Source organism: Anaerocaecibacter muris (assembly GCF_943192945.1).
GTDB lineage: Bacteria > Bacillota > Clostridia > Christensenellales > Pumilibacteraceae > Anaerocaecibacter > Anaerocaecibacter muris.
Genome location: NZ_CALPCE010000005.1, coordinates 14,460 through 38,423 on the forward strand (window position 1 = coordinate 14,460; position 23,964 = coordinate 38,423).

General features: G+C 53.0%; 27 protein-coding genes. 26 read left to right on the forward strand and 1 reads right to left on the reverse strand.

Annotated elements, in window-relative coordinates; genetic code table 11:
- Positions 1-6: 6 nt before the first annotated feature.
- From hisS to NFR57_RS05640, 6 genes are all read left to right on the forward strand, one after another.
- Entirely contained in the window at positions 7-1,266 is a 1,260-nt protein-coding gene (gene hisS, locus NFR57_RS05615) for a histidine--tRNA ligase (protein WP_251182859.1), read from the forward strand.
- A gap of 10 nt (positions 1,267-1,276) precedes the next feature.
- On the forward strand, positions 1,277-1,957 hold the full coding sequence (locus NFR57_RS05620; protein WP_251182860.1) for a tRNA threonylcarbamoyladenosine dehydratase: 681 nt from the start codon (positions 1,277-1,279) through the stop codon (positions 1,955-1,957).
- A complete protein-coding gene (locus NFR57_RS05625) occupies positions 1,954-2,430 on the forward strand; it encodes a SoxR reducing system RseC family protein (protein WP_251182861.1) in 477 nt (158 codons plus the stop codon). Before NFR57_RS05620 ends, NFR57_RS05625 begins: the two co-directional genes overlap by 4 nt.
- On the forward strand, positions 2,420-3,664 hold the full coding sequence (locus NFR57_RS05630) for a serine hydroxymethyltransferase (RefSeq protein ID WP_251182862.1): 1,245 nt from the start codon (positions 2,420-2,422) through the stop codon (positions 3,662-3,664). Before NFR57_RS05625 ends, NFR57_RS05630 begins: the two co-directional genes overlap by 11 nt.
- A gap of 165 nt (positions 3,665-3,829) precedes the next feature.
- Positions 3,830-4,252 carry an RrF2 family transcriptional regulator gene (locus NFR57_RS05635; protein WP_251182863.1) on the forward strand — a complete coding sequence of 141 codons (423 nt, stop codon included), beginning with the start codon at positions 3,830-3,832 and terminating at the stop codon, positions 4,250-4,252.
- The gene (locus NFR57_RS05640) at positions 4,249-5,355 is read left to right on the forward strand and encodes a cysteine desulfurase family protein (RefSeq protein WP_251182864.1); all 1,107 of its coding nucleotides are present in this window, start codon (positions 4,249-4,251) and stop codon (positions 5,353-5,355) included. Before NFR57_RS05635 ends, NFR57_RS05640 begins: the two co-directional genes overlap by 4 nt.
- Before the next feature lie 198 nt (positions 5,356-5,553).
- On the opposite strand, the gene NFR57_RS08730 is transcribed toward NFR57_RS05640, so the two are convergent.
- Positions 5,554-5,682, reverse strand: coding sequence for a hypothetical protein (locus tag NFR57_RS08730; protein WP_275557182.1), 129 nt, complete (start codon positions 5,680-5,682; stop codon positions 5,554-5,556).
- Between the two features lie 116 nt (positions 5,683-5,798).
- Between NFR57_RS08730 and ruvX the strand changes: the two genes are divergently transcribed.
- From ruvX to truB, 20 genes are all read left to right on the forward strand, one after another.
- Complete coding sequence (gene ruvX / locus NFR57_RS05645) at positions 5,799-6,245, forward strand: Holliday junction resolvase RuvX (RefSeq protein ID WP_251182865.1); 447 nt, start codon at positions 5,799-5,801, stop codon at positions 6,243-6,245.
- A 12-nt stretch (positions 6,246-6,257) separates the two neighbouring features.
- Positions 6,258-6,677 (forward strand): DUF1292 domain-containing protein, encoded by a 420-nt coding sequence (locus NFR57_RS05650; RefSeq protein ID WP_251182866.1) that lies wholly within the window; start codon positions 6,258-6,260, stop codon positions 6,675-6,677.
- Between the two features lie 201 nt (positions 6,678-6,878).
- On the forward strand, positions 6,879-7,733 hold the full coding sequence (gene rpsB, locus NFR57_RS05655) for a 30S ribosomal protein S2 (RefSeq protein WP_251182867.1): 855 nt from the start codon (positions 6,879-6,881) through the stop codon (positions 7,731-7,733).
- 92 nt (positions 7,734-7,825) lie between these two features.
- Positions 7,826-8,764 carry a translation elongation factor Ts gene (tsf, locus tag NFR57_RS05660; RefSeq protein ID WP_251182868.1) on the forward strand — a complete coding sequence of 313 codons (939 nt, stop codon included), beginning with the start codon at positions 7,826-7,828 and terminating at the stop codon, positions 8,762-8,764.
- 64 nt (positions 8,765-8,828) lie between these two features.
- Positions 8,829-9,524: a UMP kinase gene (gene pyrH, locus NFR57_RS05665; protein WP_251182869.1), complete on the forward strand. Its 696-nt coding sequence runs from the start codon at positions 8,829-8,831 to the stop codon at positions 9,522-9,524.
- A gap of 13 nt (positions 9,525-9,537) precedes the next feature.
- A complete protein-coding gene (gene frr, locus NFR57_RS05670; protein WP_251182870.1) occupies positions 9,538-10,101 on the forward strand; it encodes a ribosome recycling factor in 564 nt (187 codons plus the stop codon).
- Positions 10,091-10,801, forward strand: a complete 711-nt coding sequence (gene uppS / locus NFR57_RS05675; protein ID WP_251182871.1) for a polyprenyl diphosphate synthase — start codon at positions 10,091-10,093, stop codon at positions 10,799-10,801. Before frr ends, uppS begins: the two co-directional genes overlap by 11 nt.
- A 51-nt stretch (positions 10,802-10,852) precedes the next feature.
- Complete coding sequence (locus NFR57_RS05680) at positions 10,853-11,776, forward strand: phosphatidate cytidylyltransferase (protein ID WP_251182872.1); 924 nt, start codon at positions 10,853-10,855, stop codon at positions 11,774-11,776.
- Positions 11,773-12,903 carry a 1-deoxy-D-xylulose-5-phosphate reductoisomerase gene (dxr, locus tag NFR57_RS05685; RefSeq protein WP_251182873.1) on the forward strand — a complete coding sequence of 377 codons (1,131 nt, stop codon included), beginning with the start codon at positions 11,773-11,775 and terminating at the stop codon, positions 12,901-12,903. Before NFR57_RS05680 ends, dxr begins: the two co-directional genes overlap by 4 nt.
- Positions 12,878-14,221: a M50 family metallopeptidase gene (locus NFR57_RS05690; RefSeq protein WP_251182874.1), complete on the forward strand. Its 1,344-nt coding sequence runs from the start codon at positions 12,878-12,880 to the stop codon at positions 14,219-14,221. Before dxr ends, NFR57_RS05690 begins: the two co-directional genes overlap by 26 nt.
- Before the next feature lie 9 nt (positions 14,222-14,230).
- Positions 14,231-15,283 carry a flavodoxin-dependent (E)-4-hydroxy-3-methylbut-2-enyl-diphosphate synthase gene (gene ispG / locus NFR57_RS05695; RefSeq protein ID WP_251182875.1) on the forward strand — a complete coding sequence of 351 codons (1,053 nt, stop codon included), beginning with the start codon at positions 14,231-14,233 and terminating at the stop codon, positions 15,281-15,283.
- Positions 15,284-15,286: 3 nt separating this feature from the next.
- Positions 15,287-16,786 (forward strand): 3'-5' exonuclease, encoded by a 1,500-nt coding sequence (locus NFR57_RS05700; RefSeq protein WP_251182876.1) that lies wholly within the window; start codon positions 15,287-15,289, stop codon positions 16,784-16,786.
- Between the two features lie 166 nt (positions 16,787-16,952).
- Entirely contained in the window at positions 16,953-17,393 is a 441-nt protein-coding gene (locus tag NFR57_RS05705; protein ID WP_251182877.1) for a ribosome maturation factor RimP, read from the forward strand.
- A gap of 38 nt (positions 17,394-17,431) precedes the next feature.
- Entirely contained in the window at positions 17,432-18,580 is a 1,149-nt protein-coding gene (gene nusA, locus NFR57_RS05710) for a transcription termination factor NusA (protein WP_251182878.1), read from the forward strand.
- Positions 18,581-18,850, forward strand: a complete 270-nt coding sequence (gene rnpM, locus NFR57_RS05715; RefSeq protein ID WP_251182879.1) for an RNase P modulator RnpM — start codon at positions 18,581-18,583, stop codon at positions 18,848-18,850.
- The gene (locus tag NFR57_RS05720; RefSeq protein ID WP_251182880.1) at positions 18,840-19,178 is read left to right on the forward strand and encodes a ribosomal L7Ae/L30e/S12e/Gadd45 family protein; all 339 of its coding nucleotides are present in this window, start codon (positions 18,840-18,842) and stop codon (positions 19,176-19,178) included. Before rnpM ends, NFR57_RS05720 begins: the two co-directional genes overlap by 11 nt.
- 5 nt (positions 19,179-19,183) lie before the next feature.
- On the forward strand, positions 19,184-21,808 hold the full coding sequence (gene infB, locus NFR57_RS05725; protein WP_251182881.1) for a translation initiation factor IF-2: 2,625 nt from the start codon (positions 19,184-19,186) through the stop codon (positions 21,806-21,808).
- A complete protein-coding gene (gene rbfA, locus NFR57_RS05730) occupies positions 21,805-22,173 on the forward strand; it encodes a 30S ribosome-binding factor RbfA (protein WP_251182882.1) in 369 nt (122 codons plus the stop codon). The genes infB and rbfA overlap by 4 nt, the downstream gene beginning before the upstream one ends.
- On the forward strand, positions 22,151-23,116 hold the full coding sequence (locus NFR57_RS05735) for a DHH family phosphoesterase (RefSeq protein ID WP_251182883.1): 966 nt from the start codon (positions 22,151-22,153) through the stop codon (positions 23,114-23,116). The genes rbfA and NFR57_RS05735 overlap by 23 nt, the downstream gene beginning before the upstream one ends.
- On the forward strand, positions 23,113-23,961 hold the full coding sequence (gene truB / locus NFR57_RS05740; protein ID WP_251182884.1) for a tRNA pseudouridine(55) synthase TruB: 849 nt from the start codon (positions 23,113-23,115) through the stop codon (positions 23,959-23,961). The genes NFR57_RS05735 and truB overlap by 4 nt, the downstream gene beginning before the upstream one ends.
- Positions 23,962-23,964: the final 3 nt, after the last annotated feature.

The following is a 23,964-nucleotide window of genomic DNA, read 5'->3' on the forward strand; positions in this document are numbered from 1 at the left end:
CGTATTATGGTAAACGTACCCAAAGGCACAAAGGATATGTTGCCCCGCGAATCGCACAAATGGCAGGCGGTAGAGGCGGCGGCAAAAAAGATTACCGCGTTATACAACGTCAAACAAATTCGCACGCCCGTGTTCGAGCATGCCGAATTATTTTTGCGTTCGATAGGCGACAGCACGGACATTGTCAATAAGGAAATGTATATTTTCGAGGACAAGGGCGGGCGCAAAATGGCGTTGCGTCCGGAGGGCACGGCGGGCGTCGTGCGTTCCGTGCTCGAAAACAATCTGTGCGAAACACTGCCGCAAAAGGTGTTTTACATAGAGGGCGTGTATCGTTACGAACAGCCGCAAGCGGGCAGGTACAGAGAACACCATCAGTTCGGCGCGGAGTTTTTCGGCAGTGAATTGCCTTGCTTCGAGGTGGAACTGTTGAGCATGGCGCGCGATTTCCTTAAAGAAATCGGGTTTAGCGATTTGCGGTTGCGCATTAACACTATCGGTTGCAACGAATGTCGCGCCGAATACAACAAGGCGTTGCGCGCATTTTTGGCGGGCGTAAAAGATAAAATTTGCGGCGACTGCAAACGTCGCGCAGAAATCAACCCGTTGCGCACGCTCGATTGCAAAGTCCCGTCGTGCAAGGAAATTTACAAATCCGCGCCGCAGATTTCCGATTTTCTTTGCGACAACTGCAAGCAACACCACAAACAAGTGCTTAAAGGTTTGGACGCCGCGGGAATACAGTATTTCGAGGACAAAAATCTCGTGCGCGGTCTGGACTATTACACGCGCACGGTATTCGAGTTTTGCGACGGCGACTTGGCTGTGCTGGGCGGCGGGCGTTACGACAATTTGTGCGAACAGCTCGGCGGCAAGCATACGCCTTGCGTGGGGTTCGGTTGCGGTATAGAACGGCTTATCGCCGCGGCGGAAACTCGCGGCATCGAGTTCGCCGACAATACGCCTTATGTGTTTGCGGCGGCGCAGTGCGACAGCGCGCGCGAAACCTGCGCCGATATTGTCGCGCAGTTGCGCAACATCGGCGTTTCCGCGGAATACGACTTGATGGGTAAAAGTCTGAAAGCGCAATTCCGTTATGCCGACAGACAGGGTTTCCCTTACGTAATAACGGTGGGCGAGGCGGAAATGCAGTCGGGCAAATATACGCTTAAACGCATGGCGGACGGCAATACGACGGCGATCGGCGCGGCTCGGCTTGCGCAGGACGTCAAATCGGCAGTCGAAAAAGACCGCGCGCAAAGTTAAGAGGGTACGATTGCAAAAGGCTTTTGACAGAACTGTATCGCTCATAGGCGAGCAAGCATTCGACAGACTGGCGCAGTCGCGCGTGATTGTCGTGGGGCTGGGCGGAGTAGGCGGCGCGGCGGCGGAAGTCCTTGCGCGATCGGGCGTGGGCGCGCTTACTCTCGTAGACGGCGACGCATTCGAGCCGACTAACCTAAACAGGCAAATTCTTTGCACTGTCGCCGACGTAGGCAAAAACAAAGCGGAAGTAGCCGCGGCGCGCGTGCACGGCGTCAATCCGAGCGCGAGCGTTACGGCGGTATCCGAGTTTGTGACCGCCGATAATATCGACGGTATACTCGGCGACGGACGGTTCGACTACTGTATCGACGCTATCGACGATTTAAAAAATAAAATTTTGCTTATTACTGCGTGCAAACGCGCGGGAATACCCGTTATTTCCGCAATGGGCGCAGGGAACAGGCTCGATTGCGATTTCGAGCTTACCGATATATTCAAGACCAAAAACGACCCGTTTGCGCGCAAACTTCGCCGCGAACTTAAAACGGCGGGCGTGGACAAGCTGGATGTTGTGTGCGCAACGTCGCCGCCGTTCGTGAGAGCGGGCGAACCCGCGTCAATCGCCGCGCCGCCGCTCGTTATGGGCGCGATGATAGCGGGGTATGCCGTTAAGAGGCTTGCGGGCGTATGACGGAGAGTTGCAGGGTAAAAAAAGTTCGGCGCGGTATAATATACGTGGAGCTGAACAAATCGCAAAAGTGCGACGGGTGCAAAATGTGCGCTTTCGGCAAGAACAACACGATTGTCATGCCCGCGCTATGCGACTTGCCCGTGCAGGTCGGACAGACCGTGACGGTGCGCATGCCCGCTCAATCCGCAGGCAACGCCGCGCTGTTGATATACGCGGTACCGCTGTTGACAATGCTGATAGGCGCGTTGATAGGTCTTGTCGGCGAGTGGCAGTTGCAATTAGGGCTTGCGACGGCGGGGCTTGTCGTAGGGCTTGCGGCGATAATACCGATAGAACGACTGTACAGAAAAAAGTCGGGCGCGTTGCCCGTTGTGATAGCGGACATAAGCGAAACCGCATGCGCGCAGGACGCGGACGCGGGCGAACGGCAAACAAATGAAAATACCGATAACGGAGAGCAATATGGAACTTGAACTGATTGAAAAAATCGACCCCGAAGTTGCGGCGAGCATGAAAAAAGAACTCAATCGCCAACGCAACAAAATCGAACTCATAGCGAGCGAAAACTTTGTGTCACCCGCGGTCATGGCGGCGGCGGGATCGCATCTCACCAACAAATACGCCGAGGGCTATTCGGGCAAACGCTATTACGGCGGTTGCGAATACGTTGACGAAATAGAAACGCTTGCTATCGAGCGTGCAAAATCGTTATTCGGCGCAGAGCACGCCAACGTGCAACCGCATTGCGGCGCGAACGCCAATCACGCGGTGTTTTATGCCGTCCTTCAACCCAACGACACGTATCTCGGCATGAACCTCGCGCACGGCGGACATCTTACGCACGGCTCGAAAGTCAATTATTCGGGCAGATATTACAACGTCGTGCCTTACGGTGTGAGCGAGCAGACCGAAACGATAGATTACGACGAAGTCGAGCGGCTCGCGGTCGAGCACAAGCCCAAGCTAATACTCGCGGGCGCGTCGGCGTATCCGCGCGTAATCGATTTTAAAAGATTTCGCGAAATTGCAAACAAGGTGGGCGCGGTGTTCATGGTAGACATGGCGCACATAGCGGGACTTGTCGCGGCGGGGCTTCATCCCAATCCCGTCGAGTATGCGGATATAGTTACTACCACCACGCACAAAACGTTGCGCGGTCCGCGCGGCGGCATGATACTTTGCAAGGAGCAGTATGCAAAGGCGATAGATAAAGCTATTTTCCCCGGCACGCAGGGCGGTCCGTTGGAGCATATTATAGCGGCAAAAGCGGTTGCGTTCAAGGAAGCCGCTTCGGACGATTTCAAAAAATATCAATCGCAGGTTGTTAAAAACGCCAAGGCGTTGGCGGACGAATTTACCGCGCGCGGCGTCAATCTCGTGTCTGGCGGAACGGACAATCATTTAATGCTCGTAAAACTGGAAAACGGCATGACGGGCAAGGATCTCGAAACGTTGCTCGACGATTGCAATATTACGGTGAACAAAAACGCCGTGCCGTTCGATAAAATGCCGCCCTCAAAAACTTCGGGCATACGCATAGGATCGCCCGCGGCGACTTCGCGCGGCATGAAAGAGGAGCAAATGACTGTGATTGCCGACTGTATCGCCGACGCTATACAAAAAGGCGAAAGCGCAAAACAGAGCATACTCGAAAGGGTCAAAAGTCTTACCGATAAATTCCCGCTGTATTCGGACGTCAAGGCGTAAGCATTTATTTATAATCGTGTGTATAAGCGGGCGCAAAAAACGCGCTCGCTTTTTGCGTGATTAAAAACCCGATAAATCTAAAACCCTATAAATTAACAGGGAATTACTTGACATTGCCGCGCGATAGTGTTAGACTAATACCGTAAAACAAACAAGGAGAGCGTTATGCGTTTATCGACAAGAGCTACTTACGGCATGCGACTGTGCTTTATGCTGGCGCTGTCCAAAACCCCGCTGTCCGCGTCGCAACTCGTAAGACAAACCGACGTCGGTATAAAATATTTGGAACAGCTTTTGGCTATGCTCAAACGCGGCGAAATAGTCAACGCGTACAGGGGCAAGACCGGCGGATATATTTTGGCGCGCGAGCCTCGGCTCATTACCGTGGGCGACATGCTTGTCGCGCTCGACGACGGATTCGACGCGCCCGCGTGCGTGTGGGGGAATTGCGAGGACATTTATTGCCCCAACCGCAACGTGCTCAACAAACTCAACGACGGAATAAACAGCGTGCTCGACAGCGTTACTTTGCTCGACATTGTCAACGACTACCGCAATAATTGCGCCGCGCCGCACTTCGAGCTATGAACGATAAAATTTACTTGGACTGCGCCGCGACAACTCCCGTTGACGACGAAGTGTTGCAAGCAGCTTTGCCCTATTATAGAGAATTATTTTACAATCCCTCGTCCACGCATGCCGCAGGTCAAAAAGTCGCGGCGGCGGTGGAAAGCGCGCGAGCGCGTTGCGCGGCGGCTATAAACGCCGACCCGTCCGAAATATTTTTTACTTCGGGCGGCACGGAAGCCGTCAACTGGGCAATGAGCGCAATGCCGGACGGCAAAACTCACGCGGTGGTTTCTGCAATAGAACACGACTCTGTTTTGGCGTGCGCGGAACGGCTTAAATCGCGCGGATATGCGGTTGATTACGCCAAGCCCGACAGGTACGGCATAATTACGCCCGACGCGATAAAAAGCCTTTTACGCGCCGATACGGGGCTTGTATGCGTCATGGCGGTTAATAATATAGTGGGAAGCGTACAACCGATAGCGCAGTTGGCAAGCGTTGCGCACAGTGCGGGCGCGCTGTTATTTACCGATGCGGTACAGGCTGTAAATTCTTTGGACATAGACGTAAAAGAGTGGGGCGCGGATATGATCGCGGTGTCGGCGCATAAGTTTTACTCGCTCAAAGGCGCGGGATTTTTGTATGTAAAAAAGGGCGTTAAGCCCGCGCCTCTACTAATAGGCGGGGAGCAGGAACGAGGATTGCGCGCGGGTACGGTGGCCGTTCCGTCCGTCGTCGCCATGGGCGCGGCTATCGAAAAAGCCCAAGCGGGCGCGCGCGAATACAACGAGCACGTCAAGGCGGTAAAAACGGAGTTTTTAAAAACGCTCGAAGTCGGCAGACCCGTCGAATGCGCGCGGAGCGCGGACGATATTGTATCGGTTGTGTTCGACGGGATAAACGGCGGCAGGCTTGCTGTCGCGCTGTCTTGCGCGGGGGTGTGCGCCTCGGTCGGGGCGGCGTGTTCTGCGGGGTCGGCTACGCCGCCCAAAACGCTTATCGAAATGGGTGTGAAAAATGCGGACTGTTCCGTGCGATTTTCGTTCGGTCGGTGCGTGAGCGTTGAGCAGGCAAACGCCGCGGCGCGTATAGTAAACGAAGTTGCGTCACGGCTGATTTAATTGTAGGCGATTGTTATATATCGTTAAAAATAAAAGCGGCGCGCCGACGTGTAAGTACGGAACGCCGCTTTCGATTTCGTAATAGCGAGTGATCGCCGTATTAACCGATAGCGCAAAATGTTTAGCCGATATTAAAATGCGGCAGCTCGACCGTCGCTACAGTCAGTCCGCGAGCGGCAAGTTAGCCGCGTGATGCCTTCAATTATCGGCTAATTTTTCTTGCGCGGCTTTGAGCGCCTTTTCGGGAACTTTGGAGTTCTCCATTTTTTTGAGCGCGACCGCGCCCGCTATCGCGCCGATTGTAAATCCCAATATAATGCGTTTCATAATGCCCTCCGTATATATTATGTAATATAACGGCACACGTTATACGGCAAGGATTGCGTCGCGTTAAAAATATTTTGTAAAATCTTTTTAAAAAAGCTGTAAAATTTGCTTTTAATATGTTATACTGTATCGTAACTATGGAAGGCAGACTTTTAGGCGTTGATTTCGGATTAAAGCGGATTGGCTTGGCGGTGTGCGACGACGCGCATATCCTTGCTACGCCGTTGCCCGTTTATCACACCAAGTCCATGCGTAATTCCATAGACCGCGTTGCGGCGGTCGCTCGGGAGAGCGAAGCGCGCGGCATAGTTGTGGGCTTGCCGCTCAACCTCGACGGGAGCGAGTCCGTTCAGTCGGGGCGTGCGCGTGCGTTTGCTCGCAACGTTCAAAAAGTGACGGGCTTGCCTGTCGAGCTGTTCGACGAGCGTTTGACGACGGTCGAAGCAGACGAGCTGTTGCGGGAAGCGGGCGTTACGAAAGCCGCGGAACGCGCTTTACTTGTGGACAGTATGGCGGCGAAAGTCATTTTGCAGAGCTATATTGACAATAATAAAAATCGGTAGGAGATAACTATCATGGCTGAAAATCAAGACGAAAACGTTGAGCTCATTGACGAAGAGGTCATCACGCTTTACGACGATAACAACAACGAAGTAGCTTTCAACGAAGTTGCGGTAGTCGAATATCAGGGCGAATTTTACGCGCTTTTGCAACCCGTCGAGCCTATGGAAGGTCTGGGCGAGGACGAGGCGATTATCTTTAAGGTTATTCAAAAGGACGACGAAACCGACGAGTTCGAGCCCGTGACCGACGAGAGCGTGCTCGACGCCGTATTTAACGAATATTTAAAAGCCGAGGCGGAATTCGCAGACGAGTGCGAATGCGGTTGCGGTTGTCATCACGGCGAGTGCGATCACGAGGGTTGCGACTGCGATCACGAGCACGGTGAGTGCGAGCATGACGGTTGCGACTGCGGTTGCGAACACAAAAAGTAGTATCGGGCAGGCGGGCACGCTTTTGCCGATATATTAAATAATTACAAATTCGGCGCAAAATTACGTAAAAACACCCGTAAAATATTTGCGTTAAGATTGCGGCTGTGGTATAATCATTAAGAATACTCACTCGGTTGTTTTTCTGTGCGCGGTTAAATCTTTCATGATCGTGTTCAAACCGAGGCGGTAAACGGAGAAATTATGGCAAACATAATCACGATGAAACAGCTTTTGGAAGCGGGCGTTCATTTCGGACATCCCACGCGCAAGTGGAATCCCAAAATGAAAAAGTATATATATGTCGCGCGTAACGACATTTATATCATCAACCTCGAAAAGACGGTGGAAATGATTGACAAGGCATACGCTTTTGTCAAGGACGTCGCATCCGAGGGCAAGTCGATACTTTTTGTCGGCACCAAAAAACAAGCGCAGGAAGCTATCATGCAGGAAGCGCAAAAGTGCGGCATGTACTATGTCAAGTCGCGCTGGCTGGGCGGCACGCTTACCAATTTCCAAACAATGAAATCGCGTATCGAACGGCTCAACAAACTTAACCTCATGGAAAAAATGAACGAGTTTGCTTTGCTCCCTAAAAAGGAAGTTCTCAAACTCAAAGCCGAGCGCGACAAGCTCGAAGATAACCTCGGCGGCATTAAAGATATGCGCACGCTCCCCGGCGCGTTGTTCGTTGTAGACCCCAAAAAGGAACGCAATGCGGTGCTCGAAGCGCGCAAGCTCCATATTCCAATTGTCGCTATCGTCGATACTAACTGCGATCCCGACGAAGTCGATTACGTCATACCCGGCAACGACGACGCTATCCGCGCCATAAAATTGATTGCGGGCGCAATGGCGGACGCCGTTATCGAAGCACGCGAGGGCGAGGAAGGCTTGGCGGCGCGTCGCGCGGTCGAGGCGCAAATGCAGGCGGAAGCGGAAGCCGCCGCCAAAGCAAACGTCGAAGTTGTGGAAACTCCCGCTACCCAAGAACAGCTCGACAAACTCGCAAACGGCGCGGACGAACAGCCTGCGACGGAAGCCGCCGCGGAATAATTTTCCTTTTCGGTCGGTTTTGTAAGGTAAACAAAAATAAAAAACGGGGTTGACCCGTAGCGAAAACAATTAAATATTTCAGGAGTAATATCATGGAAATTACGGCAAAGGATGTAGCCAAGTTAAGAGATATAACGGGCGTCGGTATGATGGCATGCAAAAAAGCGCTTATAGCAACCGACGGCGATATAGACAAAGCGTGCGAATATCTGCGCGAGCAGGGTATGTCGATAGTCGCCAAAAAGGCGTCGAGAATAGCCGCCGAGGGCGCGGCTTGGGCGTACATTTCGGACGACAAGCACACGGGCGCGCTCGTTGAAGTAAACTGCGAATCGGACTTCGTAGCCAAGAGCGACGTATTTACCAAACTGTGCGAGGATATTGCGAAAGCGGCGGCGCAGAGCGGCGAGGAAGACGCTGAAAAACTTAAAGCGGTAAAAACCGCGGAAGGCACTATCGACGAACTTATCACCGCGGCGACGGCAAAGACCGGCGAAAAAATATCGCTTCGCCGCGCGACCGTTCAAAAGAACGCGGGCGCGATAGAAGAAGCGTATATCCATATGGGCGGCAAAATGGGCACGCTCGTGGAAATCAGCGCGGACGGCGCGACTTCCGCCAACACCGCGGACATAGTCGCCATGGCGCACGACATAGCAATGCACATTGCGGCGTTCCAACCGCCTTACGTTCGCAAGAGCGACGTTCCGCAGGACGCTGTCGATCACGAGCGCGAAATTATCAAACAGCAGCTTATGAACGACGAAAAGAATAAGAACAAGCCCGAAAACGTGCTTGCAAAGATTGCGGAAGGCAAACTCGGCAACTTCTACAAAGAGAACTGCTTGTTGTATCAAGCGTTTGCCAAAGACCCGTCGATCACCGTCGAACAGCTTGTCGAGGCAACCGCCAAAAAGACGGTCGCAAAGCTCGACGTCGTGCGGTTTACCAAGTTCGTCATGGGCGAAGGCATCGAAAAGCGCACGGACAACCTCGCAGAAGAGGTAGCCAAGCTGTCCGCCAACAAGTAATTAACGTCAGATCGGCTTATTGATTTTTTCGGTAAGCCGATTTTCAAGTGTTTAGGAGAATACCATGTACAAGAGGGTTTTGTTAAAATTAAGCGGCGAAGCGCTTGCGGGCGAGGCGGGTTCGGGTATCGATCCCGCAACCGTGGACAGGGTCGTCGTACAGCTTGTGGAGCTTGCCAAAAAGGGCGTGCAAATAGCTATCGTCGTGGGCGGCGGAAACTTTTGGCGCGGTCGGCAGGGCGTCGCTATGGATAAGGTTACGGCGGACCACATGGGCATGCTCGCGACTATCATGAACGCTTTGGCGTTGCAGGACGCTATCGAGAAAAAGGGCGTGCCGACGCGCGTGCAGACTGCGCTGTCCATACCCGACGTTGCGGAACCGTTTATACTGCGTAAAGCGTTGCGGCACTTCGAGTGCGGGCGTATCGTGATATTCGCTTGCGGCACGGGCAATCCGTATTTTACAACCGATTCGGGCGCGGCGCTCCGCGCGGCGGAGATAAAAGCAGACGTACTGCTCATGGCGAAAAACGTGGACGGCGTTTACGACAGCGATCCCAAAACGCACCCCGACGCGAAAAAACTTAACGAATTGACGTACATGGAAGTGCTTAACAAAAACATTGCGGTAATGGACTTCACGTCCGTCACCATGTGCATGGAAAACAATATCCCGATAGTCGCGTTCGGCTTGTCGGACGAAAACAGCATTATTCGCGCCGTATCGGGCGAGAAGATCGGGACAATAATTCATTAGAGGACGGTATATCATGCAAAACGAACAACTTATAGAGCAATCGAACAAGATTGACGAAAAACTTAACAAAGTGCTCGAACACCTTAAATCGGAACTCAATTCCATGCGCGCGGGCAGAGCTAATCCCGTCGTGTTGAGCCGCGTGACGGTGGATTATTACGGCATGCAAACTCCGCTCAACCAAATGGCTAACATTTCGGTTTCGGACGCGCGCACGCTTACCGTGTCGCTGTACGACGTTTCGGCGCTTAAAGAAGTCAAAAAAGCTATTTTGGCGGCGGAATTGGGGCTTAACCCCGTTGACGACGGCAAGGTTATACGTTTGTCGTTCCCGCAACTCACCGAGGAACGCCGTCGCGACCTTATAAAGCAGGTTAAAAAGACGGGCGAGGACAGCAAAGTCGCGCTTCGCAACGAACGCCGCGACGCGCTCGACTTCGGCAAAAAACTCAAAAAGGAAGTGTCCGAGGACGAACTCTCGGAGTTTGAAAAAATAATACAAAAGAAACTCGACGGCGCAGTCGAGAAAGTGGATAAGCTGATTAAGGAAAAGGAAGCCGATCTGCTTGAAATCTGATAAACTCACGGAGTCGGTCGCTGCGTCGAGCGTGCCTCGGCATGTCGGCATAATAATGGACGGCAACGGCAGATGGGCGACAAAGCGTCTGTTGCCGCGCGCCGCGGGACACCGTGCGGGAGTAAAAAACATTACGCCCGTCGTGACGTGCGCGCTTGAATACGGCGTGCGGTGCGTTACGCTTTACGCGTTTTCGACAGAGAACAAAAACCGTCCGCAGGACGAAGTGTCCGCGCTTGTGGATTTGATACGCAAGCGCTTAAAGCCTATGACGCGCGAGCTTATAGAGCGCGGCGCGCGAGTAGTGTTTTCGGGCGAACGCGATTATTTCCCCGACGACGTTATTGCGATAATGTCAGACGTGGAAAACGAAAACACGGACAAATCGGCGCAAGTCGTTAATATCGCGCTTAATTACAGCGGTAGGGCGGAAATCGTGCGCGCGGCGCGTTTGGCGGCGCGTCGCGGCGAAATAACGCCCGACGGCTTGGAACGCGAGCTTTATACGTCGGGCTTGCCCGAGCTGGACATGATTGTGCGCACGGGCGGAGAAAAGCGATTAAGCAATTTTTTGCTTTATCAAGCCGCATACAGCGAACTGTTTTTTACGGACACGCTGTGGCCCGATTTCGACAGTGCGGAGTTTACGGAAATGCTTGACGAATTCGGGCGCAGACAGCGTAGGTTCGGGCGTGTATAAACCGCAGTATTGCGGTCGAATATAATTGTTACGGGAGGTCGGATACGTAACGTGAAAAAAGACCGAGTTGTTACAGGTACGTTTATAGCGATTGTTTACGTCGCGGTGTTCTTGCTTGCAATGTACGTTCACCCGATATTTTTCGACGTGTTTATTTTTGCGATCACGCTCGGCGGCGTATACGAAATGTGCAGAGCCGTTTCCAACGTAATGAGCGCGCCTATATTTTTGATAGATCTTATTCAAGTCGTCGTCGGATTCGCGGCGTTTTGGTTTGCGCAATATTTCTTTAAAACCAACGCGTCGGGCATGACGGCTTATTTTATCGTGCTTGCGGGTACCGTCATAGCAACGCTTATAATAACGGCGTGTTCCAAAACTTACGTAAAAGGCAATGCCGTTTCCACGATTTTCGTCATGCTGTATCCGAGCGCGATCCTCATGTTTTCGGTCGCCATAAACTACTTTATGACCGCGGAAATAGGTATTTCCGTAATGTCGGCTTTGCCGCAACGCAATGCGGGCATTGCGCTTATGTTTTTGGTTCCCGCGTTTACCGACGTTTTTGCGTATCAGATTGGCAGTGCGATCAAGGGCAAAAAGCTGTGTCCGAGCATCAGCCCCAACAAGACTATAAGCGGTGCGATCGGCGGGCTTTTGGGCGGAATAGTTGGCGCGGGCGTCGTGTTGCTGTTGACTTATTTCGCCGTTACCTACAACGTCAATATTTTCGGGTTAGGCATGCTAACGGACGGCTGGACAAGCACTATAATAAACTTCCTCGCGCTCGGTCTGTTCGGATCGGTGTTCGACCAAGCGGGCGATCTTGTCGCGTCGTTTGTCAAGCGCAGATCCGGAATTAAAGATTTTTCCAATTTGTTGCCGGGGCACGGAGGCGTGCTCGACCGCGTGGACGGATTTATGTTCTGCGGCGTGTTCTTTTACATGTACTTCGCAGTCATGCTTATTTTATGAAAAATATAGCTGTTTTGGGCAGTACCGGATCGATAGGTACGCAAACGCTCGACGTCATACGCAACAACCGCGACGTTTATAAAGTCGTGGGGCTTACTTGCGGAACAAACGTACAAGAGCTTGCGGCGCAAGCAAAAGAATTCGGTTGCGCGACGGTCGGCGTCGCGGACGAGAAAAAGCGTGCGGAACTGCGCGCGCTTTTGCCCGACGCCGATATTTATTGCGGCGACGAAGCGCTTACGCAAGTAATGTCGGAAGCGGATATTGTCGTAGCGGCGATCGTGGGCATGGTGGGACTTAAAGCCGTGCTTGCCGCGTTGAACGCGGGCAAAACCGTCGCGCTTGCCAATAAAGAATCGCTTGTCGCGGGCGGCGCGGCTGTGACCGAGGCGTTAAAACGCGGCGGCAAAATTTTGCCCGTCGATTCCGAACACTCCGCGGTGTGGCAATGCTTACAGGGCGAAAAAGAATTTAAACGCATTATTTTGACCGCGAGCGGCGGGCCGTTTTATTTCACGCCTGCGGACGAGCTTAACGACGTTACGCCCGAACGCGCCGTCGCGCACCCCAACTGGCGCATGGGCAAAAAGATTTCCGTGGACAGCGCGACAATGATGAATAAGGGTTTGGAGATAATCGAGGCGCGCTGGCTGTTCGACACGTTTGCTATCGATTATGTAATCCACCCCGAAAGCATAGTTCATTCTATGGTCGAGTTTGCCGACGGATCGGTCAAGGCGCAGGCTTGTTTTCCCGATATGCGCATGCCCATACAGTACGCGTTGTCCTATCCCGATCACGCGCCGCGCGAATACAAACCAATGAGCTTGCCGTTAAATCTGCGGTTCTTGCCGCCCGACGAAATTAAATTTCCCGCGCCCAAGCTCGCGCGACAGGCGATAGAGCGCGGCGGCACCGCTGCAACGGTGCTAAACGCGGCTAACGAAGCGGCTGTGCGATTGTTTTTGGAGCGCAAAATACCGTTTACGGACATCGTGCGTACTGTCGAAACCGCACTCGATAAAGAGCTGTCGGACGACGACGTGTCGGCGGGCAATATTTTTGAAACGCATAATCGCGTATACCGTAAAATATACTTGAATGGCGGCGGCGAATTGCCGTTGTAACGCAAACGTCGCGTTAAAGAGCGACGTATTGCGCGGGTGTCGCCGCAGGAGAGAGAATTTGGAATACTTTGGGTATATAGTTTTATCGCTTGCAATATTGTTGGTAATGGTGCTTATTCACGAGCTGGGGCACTATTCTACGGCTAAAATTCTCGGCTTTACCATCGAGGAATTTTCGGTCGGATTCGGACCGAAAATATTCGGCAAGCGTCGCAAAAACGGCGAGTTGTTTTCGTTCCGCGCTTTTCCGCTCGGCGGTTATTGCGCGTTCCTCGGCGAAACGGACGACGAGGAAGAAGAAAAGCAAAAGCCCGATAAGGTCGAAATAAAGACTGCCGACGTAAATGCCGACAGTGCGGTTTCGAACGATACGGACGGCAAATCGGCGACAGGCGAAAATAAGAGCGACGACCTGTTCGAGCACGTTATGCGCGAAAAGACGGACAGTAACGGCGGCGCGCAAGACAAACAGGTCGCTGAAAAAACCGTTCGGCTCGATAAAAACGGCAATCCCGCAAAGACTTTCAATCAACAAAAACCGTGGAAGCGCATAATAGTGTTGCTCGGCGGCGTTACGTTTAATTTTGTTTCGGCGATAATATTTTCGTTGATATATATCTGGGTAGTAGGGTACGCCGCGCCGCAGATTAACGACGTGTATCTCGATCCCGACGGCAATGCTTATTGCGATTTGCAAAAGGGCGATATTATCCTTGCCGTAAACGGCGAAAACGTAAGCGTAATGAATTCTTACAACGACATTATAGCGGGCGTTAAGGAAGGTCAAGAAGTCACGTTCAAAATTGACAGAGCGGGCAAGGTTGTATCTGTAAAAGCCACAAAGCAGAAAATAGCGTCCACAAACGCCGACGGCAAGCCCGTTACTTACGTCGGATTCGGATTTTTGTCCAATACAGAATTTGTCGGCGGCAATGCGTCCAACGCGTTTAAATATTGCGTTCCGTACACGTTCAAACTGTCGTGGTCGATACTCGGTTCGTTCGGACAGTTGTTCACTGGCAAAGTTCCCATTACGGACGTTACCGGTCCCGTCGGGTCGGTCAAGTTGATGGCGGACATTTCGCTCGCGGACTGGCGTAATATTCTTATACTGTTGCCGCTGTTGGCGAGCAACCTCGCAATGTTCAACCTTTTGCCGTTCCCCGCGCTCGACGGCGCGCGCATTGTGTTTACCGTTATCGAGTGGATACGCAAAAAGCCGATCAACCGCAAAGTAGAGGGAATTATAAATTTTGTCGGGTTGGCGGTACTGTTGTTGTTTGTTCTGATTGTTGACATTTTGTCGTTCGCGTTGTAGAATATATCCGTGAGCGCTACCGTAAGAATAAAAAATATACAGATAGGCGGCGGCAACAGAATAGCCGTTCAGTCTATGACCAATACCGACACTCTCGACACGCAAGCGACGGCGGATCAGTTAAAGCGGTTGCAACTCGCGGGGTGCGACATTGCGCGCATTGCCGTGTCGAGCGAGGCGGAAGTAAACGCGTGCGCGGCGTATATCGGCAAGTTCGATATGCCGCTTGTCGCCGACATTCAGTTCGATTACCGTCTTGCCGTCAAGTGCGCCGAAATAGGCTTTGATAAAATTCGGTTCAACCCCGGGAATATCGGCGACGAAAGCAAAGTCAAATATACCGTTGACGCTTGCAAGGCGCACGGCACGCCCATCAGGATAGGCGTTAATACGGGTTCGCTCGAAAAAGAGTTTTCGGGCATGAGTAAAAGCGACGCGCTTGTTGCGAGTGCGTTGAAGCATGTGCGCTTGCTCGAAAAGTTCGGGTTTTACGACATTGTTATTTCGGTCAAGTCGTCGGACGTAAAGACCACCGTTGACGCATACAGACAGCTTGCGGCAAAAACCGATTACGCTCTGCACATCGGCGTTACGGAAAGCGGCGCGGATGAACGCGGCGTTGTGCGCTCGGCAATCGGCATAGGCGCGCTGTTGATTGACGGAATAGGCGATACCGTGCGCGTGTCGTTATCGGGCGATCCCGTAAAAGAGGTTGCGGCGGCGCGGCTTATTTTGCAGGAAGCGGGCTTGGACAAAGATTATTGCGAAATTATTTCGTGCCCCACGTGCTCGCGGTGTAAGTACGACTTGAAGTCCGCCGTGGACGAACTGAAAGCCGCGACCAAGGACATTAAAAAGCGCGTCAAGATTGCCGTAATGGGTTGCGTGGTCAACGGACCGGGGGAAGCCTCCGATGCGGACTTCGGCGTTGCAGGCGGCGCGAGCGGAAAAGCCGCGCTGTTCGAGCGGGGCAAGGTTATAGGCACGATAGACGTTGCGGACATAGTCCCTACGCTTTTGAAAATGATTAACGACAAGATAGCCGACGACGGGAATAATTGACAAATGAACGAAATTTATAAAAAAATAAACGAAAGAACGGGCGGCAAGTACGAAAAACTGCGGTTCCCGCGAGTGGCGTTCGAGGGCGGCAGCGCGGTTGTAACCGTTGCGTGCAAGCCCGACGACGTTGCTTTTGCCAATGCAAATAAGCTCGAATTGCTTGAACTGTTGCGCACGGAGTGCGCGTTTCATACGCCTATAAAAATAACAGTTGACGGCGCGACGCCGACTGTTTCGTCGTTGCGTACGGCGGTTGTCAAGTTTACGGAGAAGTTTGCTTACGTGTCGTCCGTAATACATACGATAGCGGCGCAGACCGAGCCGCAGCTTGTCGTGTCCATAAAAATGCACAAGGCTATGTACGAGCTTGCGCAAAACGATTATATCCCGCGGCTCGAGGAGTTTTTAAAAAATTCTTACGCAGATGAGGTGCGACTGGACGTGACTGCTGTCGAGTATGCGCAAAGCGGATCGAATTATGCCGCGAGCGCGTCGAGCGGCGGCAAGTCGGAATATGCAATTACGGACGTAAAGCCGGTGCTCGGCAGTCTTGCGCCCGCGACGGCGAAGTCCGTTTCGAGTATTATCGCAAACGAATACAATGTCGTTGTCTGCGGCGTGTTTGCCATGCCTACGGAGTTTACGAGCAAGGGCGGGCGAAAGTACGAGCGGTTTTTGCTGTACGACGGCGAAACATCGTTACAGTGTCGGTTCAGTCCGAGCGGCGGCGTAAGTCTTGCCGATCCGACGCTCCTCAATAAGACGGTGTGCGTTTTGGGCAATGCCGAATACGACGCATATCGCAACGAAGCGTCCGTATCGGTAAGGGAGCTGTCCGTGTGCAATGCGGACGGGCTTTGTCCGATAGCGCCCGTACCCGCGCCCGCCGAATACGACAGGGTAAAACCTCAACCTTACAACGAATACGTACAGTCGAGCATGTTCGACGGCGGGTTTGAATTGCCGCCCGCACTGAAAGGCGATTTTGTTGTTTTCGACTTTGAAACGACGGGACTGTCCGTGTTGTACGATCGTCCGACGGAACTGGGCGCGGTAAAAATTTCGGACGGAAAAATAACCGATACATTTTCCACGCTTATCGATCCGCGCCGACCTATCCCCGAAGAAGTGTCCGTTAAAACGGGCATAACGGACGACATGGTAAAAGGACAACCGCTGTTCGAGGACGTGTTGCCCGATTTTTACAAGTTTTCTTACGGCTGTTCGTTCGTGTGTCACAACATATCGTTCGATTTTCCGTTCCTGCTTAAAGGCGGGAATAGGTGCAACCTTGCGTTCGGCGACAGGCGCACTTACGACACTATGGCGATTGCGCCGCTCGCGCTTGCGGGCATACAAAAGCTGTCGCTCGACAAAGTTCTCGAAGGGCTGGGGCTTGTAAACGACAATGCGCACCGCGCTGTGACCGACGCGGCGGCAACAGCCAAAGCGTTTATAGCAATGCACCGAATTTTGGCTGATAAAAAGCGCGGAGATAAATAATTTTTACGTTTAAAAAATGTTAAAAGTTTTGCAAAACGCTTGCAAAATCATACGAATAATGGTATAGTATTATCGGTACTATAAGGTTTAGCATGAGAGTGGGTTGTCAGCCCGCTCTCAATTGCTGTTACGGAGGTTTGCTATTAACAGCGTTATAGAAAAGGCAATGCCTATCATAGAGGACGTTGTCACCGCGCTCGGTTACGAGCTTGTGGACGTAGAATATAAGACGTTGTACGGCGACAAACATCTTATAGTGTACATCGCAAGCGAAAAGGGCGTAAGCCTCGACGATTGCGAAACGGTATCCAACGCTTTGGACGCGCCGCTCGACGCGCTCGACCCCACTTCGTCCATGCCGTATTGCTTGGACGTGTCCTCGCCGGGGCTTGACAGACCGTTCAAGTCGCAGCGCGATTACGAACGCAATTACGGGAGTAAAGTGGAAGTCAAGCTGTTCGCGCCGATAGACGGTTCCAAGCAAAAGCTGTACGTCGGCACGCTTGTCGAGCGCACGGACAGCGCGGTCACGATAGAAACGGACGGCGTAAACACGTCAATCGAAAACGGCAAAATCGCGCTTGTCAGACCGTATATCGAGTTCTGACGCAACAAAGAAAATTATTTCTCGGGAGAAAGATAGAAATGGCTAAAAAAAGTTCGACGCTCACGCTCCAAGCTGATTTTTACGACGCATTGAGCGACCTCGAAACCGAACGCGGCATTAAAAAAGAAGTGTTTATAGACGCGCTTCAAGACGCGCTTACAAGCGCGTACAAAAAGCAATACGGCGTTCCCAAGGCGATTAAAATAATTATGATGCCCGAATTTAAGAAATTCGAGATTCATACTTGCCAAAAGGTCGTGGAGCAGGTCGAGGAACGCGAAACGGAAATAAGCCTCGAAGACGCTCGGCTTATCGATAAAAAATACAAAGTCGGCGACGAAATTTTGGGACCCGTGGACGCCGCGGAGTTCGGGCGTATCGTCGCGCAAATGGCGAAACAAATCGTCACGCAAAAACTGCGCGCGGTCGAGAGCGAAAAGGCGTACAGCGAACTTTCCGAAAAGGAAGAACAGCTCGTTACCTGTATCGTTCACCGTATCGACGGCAAAAACGTGTGCGTGGAAATCCAAAAAATGGAAGCCGTGCTTTATCCCAAAGATCAGCTTCCCGGCGATAAGTTCAAAGTCGGCGACAAAATAAAAGTTTTCGTGCGCGGAATCAAAACCACCACGCGCGGACCGCAAGTGCTCGTAACGCGCACTGCGCCCGGGTTTGTTCGCAAGCTGTTCGAGCTTGAAGTTCCCGAAATTGCGAGCGGCGTTGTCGCTATCAAGGGCATTGTCCGCGAAGCGGGATTGCGCACCAAGATGGCTGTGTATGCGACCGATTCGGGCGTGGACGCCGTGGGCGCGTGCGTGGGCAACAGGGGCGCGCGCGTAAACAGCATAATTTCCGAGGTCGGCGGCGAAAAGATAGACATTATACCTTGGCACGAAGACCCGCTCGAATATATAGCTCGCGCGCTTCTTCCCGCCAAAGTCGTCATGGTCGAAGCCAAAGAGGACGAGCGCGTCGCGCGAGTGGTCGTCATGGACGATCAGTTGAGTCTTGCCATCGGCAGAGAGGGCGTCAACGCACGGCTTGCCGCAAAGCTCACGGGCTGGAAGATAGACATTAAGCCGTACTCGGCTATGGAGCAGGAAGTTAAAGCCGCTACCGAGCGCGCCGAGCAAATGGGCAGCGACAACTTCGACGTATTCGACGAGGATCTCGGAGAACTCGACTAAATGAAGCACATACCTTTGCGGTCGTGCATAGTATGCAGACGGCAGAAAGACAAATCGGAACTGTTGCGCATTGTGCGTCAACCCGACGGCGCGGTCGTTATAGACGCGACAGGCAAAGCGGCGGGGCGCGGCGCGTATGTATGCAAGTCGGGCGACTGCATGCAAACGGCGGTTAAAAAACGCGCGCTCAACCGCGCATACAAACAGCCGCTGTCCGACGAAGTGTATAAGGAGCTTGAAAAGGCTTACGAAAGTATCGATGCTGACTAATAAAGAACAGGGCGATAAATTTTTGACAATGGTCGGATTTGCCAAGCGCGCGGGCGCGATAGTGTTGGGTTACGACAGCTTGCGCACGGCAAAAGGCGTTAGGCTTATAGCGGTAAGCGACACGGCGTCCGACAATTTAAAAGACGACATGGAGCGTTTGGCGGACAAGCGGAATATCCCGATAGTGTATGCGCCGACGCTCGAAGACAAAGTAGGCGGCAATGTAAAAGCGCTGGGGATAACCAATTCGGATATGTCCCGCGCAATAACGAACTATGTTTCGGACGGCGCGACGCAGTACGGAATAAGGCTCGGAACACGGAGGTAATATTTTTGGATAACACCACCACGACAAACAACGTAACGACCGCGGAGGACGCGGCGAACGGCGTTAAACGCCTGCACACGCTCATAGAATCGGGCGAGGTGCAAGGCTATATCAAGCGTTTGGCGGAAATTCGCAAGCGGGTGGAAAAGCTGTACGCTTCCGAACGCGCCAAACTGTCCGAGTACGCGTCCGAGCGCGAGCGTTTGGAACGCGAGGAGCGTCAACGCATAGCCGCAGAGCAGGAGGCGCAACGCGCGGAGAGCGCGCCCGCGCCCGAAGCCGTTGTCGATAGCGCGGAAGCGGAACAGCCCGTTGCGCAGGACGGCGCGGAGTTCGTTTCCGACGCGCCCAAAGCGGACGAGCAAAAGCAGGCGGAACAACCTGCCGCGCAACCTGCGGAACAGGTAAAAGAAAAGGACGCGCAACAGCAAGCCGTAAAGCCTGTTTCGCCTAACGTAGTTCCCGCCGAGTCCTCGACGGGCGGCACGCGTACAGCCATACCCAGTTATATCCGCGGCGTAATAAAACACACGCCGCGTCCCGCGCCGGAAAGCAAGCCGCGCACGGAACGGAGCAGGGACGGTCGTCCGCCGCTTCGCACGGGCGCGCCCGCAAGACCCGCCGCGCCGAGAACGGGAAGCGCCGCGTCGCGCCCGACGGTCGTAAAGTTCGAGCCGCCCGCGGCAGGGCGCAAACAGCGCGAGCCGATAGGCAAAAAATCCGCAGTCAAGCCCGACGACAAGCGGCAAATGAACAAGCGCACGCTTATTCGTAAAGGCTATATTCAAGAGAATGTGGACGAAGAGCGCATGGGCACGCGCAAGCTCAAAAACAAAAAGGTCAATAAGGTAGTGCCGTTCGCGCCTATCAAGATAGAAAGCGCGGTTATCACCACCGAAAACCTTACCGTCAAAATCCTGTCCGAAAAGATAGGCAAGACGGCGCAGGAAATTATAAAACAGCTCATGGAACTCGGAATCATGACGACCATCAATTCGGTCGTGGACTTTCCGACAATGCAGCTCGTAGCCGACGCGCTCGGCGTAAATATCGAGTTAAAACTCGAAAAAACCAAAGAAGAAGAATTGCTGGAATTGCACGCAGAGCCCGATCCCGAGGAGAGCTTGGTTAAACGTCCGCCTATCATCACCGTTATGGGTCACGTCGATCACGGCAAAACATCGTTGCTCGACGCTATACGCAAAACATCGGTCGTAAGCGGCGAAGCGGGCGGAATTACCCAGCACATCGGCGCGTATTCCGTGGACGTGAACGGCGAAAAAATAACCTTCCTCGACACCCCCGGACACGAAGCGTTTACCGAAATGCGTCGGCGCGGCGCGACCGTAACCGATATTGCGGTGCTTATCGTCGCGGCGGACGACGGCGTTATGCCGCAGACGATAGAGGCTATCAAGCATGCAAAAGCGGCGGACGTGCCTATCGTCGTAGCCGTAAACAAGATAGACAAACAGGGCGCGAACATCGACAGAATTAAACAACAGCTTGCGGAACACGAATTGGTTTGCGAGGAGTGGGGCGGCAATGTGCCTATGATACCCGTTTCGGCTAAACAGAACAAAGGTATCGACACGCTGTTGGAAAACATACTGTTCCAAGCGGAATATATGGAACTGCGCGCCAACCCCAACCGCAGTGCGCGCGGCTACGTTATAGAAGCGCGGCTCGACAAGGGCAAAGGTCCTATCGCAACGGTTATCGTACAGAACGGCACGCTCAAAGTGGGCGATTATATAGTGTCGGGCACGACATACGGCAGAGTGCGTTCGCTTACGGACGACAAGGGCAAAAACATTAAGTCCGCCGGTCCGTCCATGCCCGTCGCGGTTTACGGACTTGCGCAAGTGCCTTCCGCGGGCGATCCCATCGCCGTTGTCGAAAGCGAAAAAATGGCGCGTCAGGTCATCGAGGAGCGCGCGGCGAAAGCCAAAAACAACATGCTTGCCGACGTGCCGCAAGCCGATCTCGACGAGGCGTTTAAGAACCTCGGCAACGATAAGTTCAAAGAATACAAAATACTTGTTAAAGCGGACGTACAGGGTTCGAGCGAAGCGGTTAAAGACGCATTGCTCAAACTGTCCAATGACGAAGTCAAAGTGAACGTCGTATTCAGCGGCGTCGGCGCAATCAATCAGTCCGACGTAATGATGGCGGATGTTGCGCATGCAAGCATTATAGGCTTTAACGTCAAGCCCGACAGCGACGCGCGCAATGCGGCGGAACGCGCGGGTATAGACGTCAAATTGTTCGGCATAATATACGAAGCGCTTGACTATGTGCAAGCGGGTATGGACGAAATGCTTGCGCCCAAGTTTGTGGAACGCGTTACGGGTCGCGCAATCGTGCGCACCACGTTCAAGGTTACGGGCGTAGGTATCGTCGCGGGCAGTTACGTGCAAACGGGCAAGATTGTGCGCGGCGGAAAAGCCAAGCTCTATCGCGGCGGCAAGGTCATATACGAAGGCAATATTTCCGGCTTAAAGCGTTATAAGGACGACGCAAAGGAAGTTACTATCGGGTTGGAATGCGGTATTTCGCTCGACGGTTACACCGAGTATTTGGAAGACGACGAAATCGAATGTTATGTCGTCGAAAAGGAGAGTAAGTGAGTTTTCGCGGCGGCACAAGCCACAGATCGGAGCGGATAGCGAGCGTAATAAAGCGCGACGTGTCGGTTATAGTCGATTCGTTGTCAGATCCGCGTATTCGCGGCGTGAGCGTGATTGACGCGGAAATGTCGCGCGATCTCAAATACGCCACGGTGTTTGTCGCTATCGACGGCGACGACAAATCTGTGCTTGCCGCGCTCAACGGCAGTGCGGGTTATATTCGCCGTCAGCTTGCCGAAACCAACAGCGAAATGCGCGGCGTGCCGCGGCTCAATTTCGTGATAGACAAGTCGCAAGCGTATTACGAGCGAATAGAGCAGGTTATAAAGGGTTTTCACGAGGATGACGAAAAACACGACGGCTGATATATTAAACGCAATCAATCGCGCGGAAAGCGTGCTTGTTTGCGGGCATATTCGACCCGACGGGGATTGCATTAGTTCCGCGCTTGCGGTCAGGCGCATTTGCGAAAAATTAGGCAAAATCGCGGACGCGGTTTGCGATTGCGACAAACCGCAGTCGTTCGGGTTTTTGCCCGATTACGAATTTTTTTGCGCGCCGCGGCTCAAAAAATACGATCTTTTTATTGCCGTGGACTGTGCTAACGAAAAGCGATTGGGAAATTACGTCGCGTTTTTGCAGTCGGCGGATTTCAGCATAAATATCGATCATCACCCGACTAACGACGGATATTGCAAGATTAACCGTATCGTTCCGGACGCGTGCAGTACGTGCGCAGTGCTTTACGATTTGTTCAAGGACGAAGGGCTAATCGACGAGCGCGTTGCGACTTTGCTGTACACCGGCTTGTCTACCGATACGGGGCACTTCATGCACTCCAATACCGACGACACCGTGTTCAACATAGCGGCGGAGTTGTGCCGCTTGGGCGTGAACGTCGGAAAAATCAATCACGATATATATTGCAATAAGAGCTTGCAACGTATTAAATTAACCGCGCGCGTGATTGACGGGATTAGGCTGTACAAAGACGGACAAGTCGCGCTCATGGTTATAGGGCTTGACGACCTTGCCGCGTGCGGGTGCGCGTCGGAGGACACCGAGGGGCTTATAGATTACGCGTCGAGCATCACGGGCGTAAAAGTTTCCGTCGCAATGTGCGAGCAACAGGGCGGACTGTTCCGCGTTTCGTTCCGTTCGGTGGAAGCGGACGTCGCGGCGGCGGCGGGCGCGTTCGGCGGCGGCGGACACAAGCTCGCCGCGGGTTGTGTAATAAACGGCAACCGTTACGACGTGGAAGAAAAAGTTATCGCCGCGGCAAGCGCCGCAATAGACAAACTACCGTGAACGGACTGATAAATCTTTACAAACCGTCGGGCATGTCGTCCGCTCTCGCCGTGTCGAAAGTAAAACGCATACTCGGCGAAAATACGGTCGGGCACATGGGTACGCTCGACCCCATGGCGGAAGGCGTGCTTGTTATAGGCGTGGGCAAGTCTGCGCGGCTGTTCGATTACTTATCGGGCAGAAAAAAAACGTACATAGCCAAGTTTAAATTCGGGTATTCGACCGACACGCTCGACGCGCTCGGCACGGTGGTCGAAACTACGAACGACATACCGAGCGTGGACGCAGCGCTCAACGCAATGCTGTCGCTTGTAGGGGAAATAAGCCAAGTTCCGCCGTCGTTCAGCGCAAAGCACGTAAACGGCAAGCGCGCATACGACCTTGCGCGTAGCGGACAGGCAGTCGAACTCGCACCCAAAACCGTAACGGTGTACGGCGCGGAGCTTATTTGTCAACCGCGTATGGACGAAATGGTCTTTTCGATAACCTGTTCGGCGGGCACGTATATCAGAGCGATTTGCCGCGACGTCGCAAAAATGTGCGGGTCGCTTGCGACGTTGACTTATTTACAGCGCACACAATCGGGTTGCTTCGACGTGAAAGACAGCGTAAGTTTGGAGTCGCTCGAAGTGCGCAAGCAGGCGGCGATAATATCGGCGGAGGAGGCAATGCTCGACATGCCCGTGTACGCGGCAGACGCGGGTTTGTACGACGATATAACGCACGGACGCAAGATAAAAGCGGAGTTCGACGGCGACGCGCGTATCTATTGCAACGGCGAGTTTTTCGGTATAGGCTGTTCGCGCGACGGCGTTTTGAAAATCAAAACATATTTGAGGGACTAATGA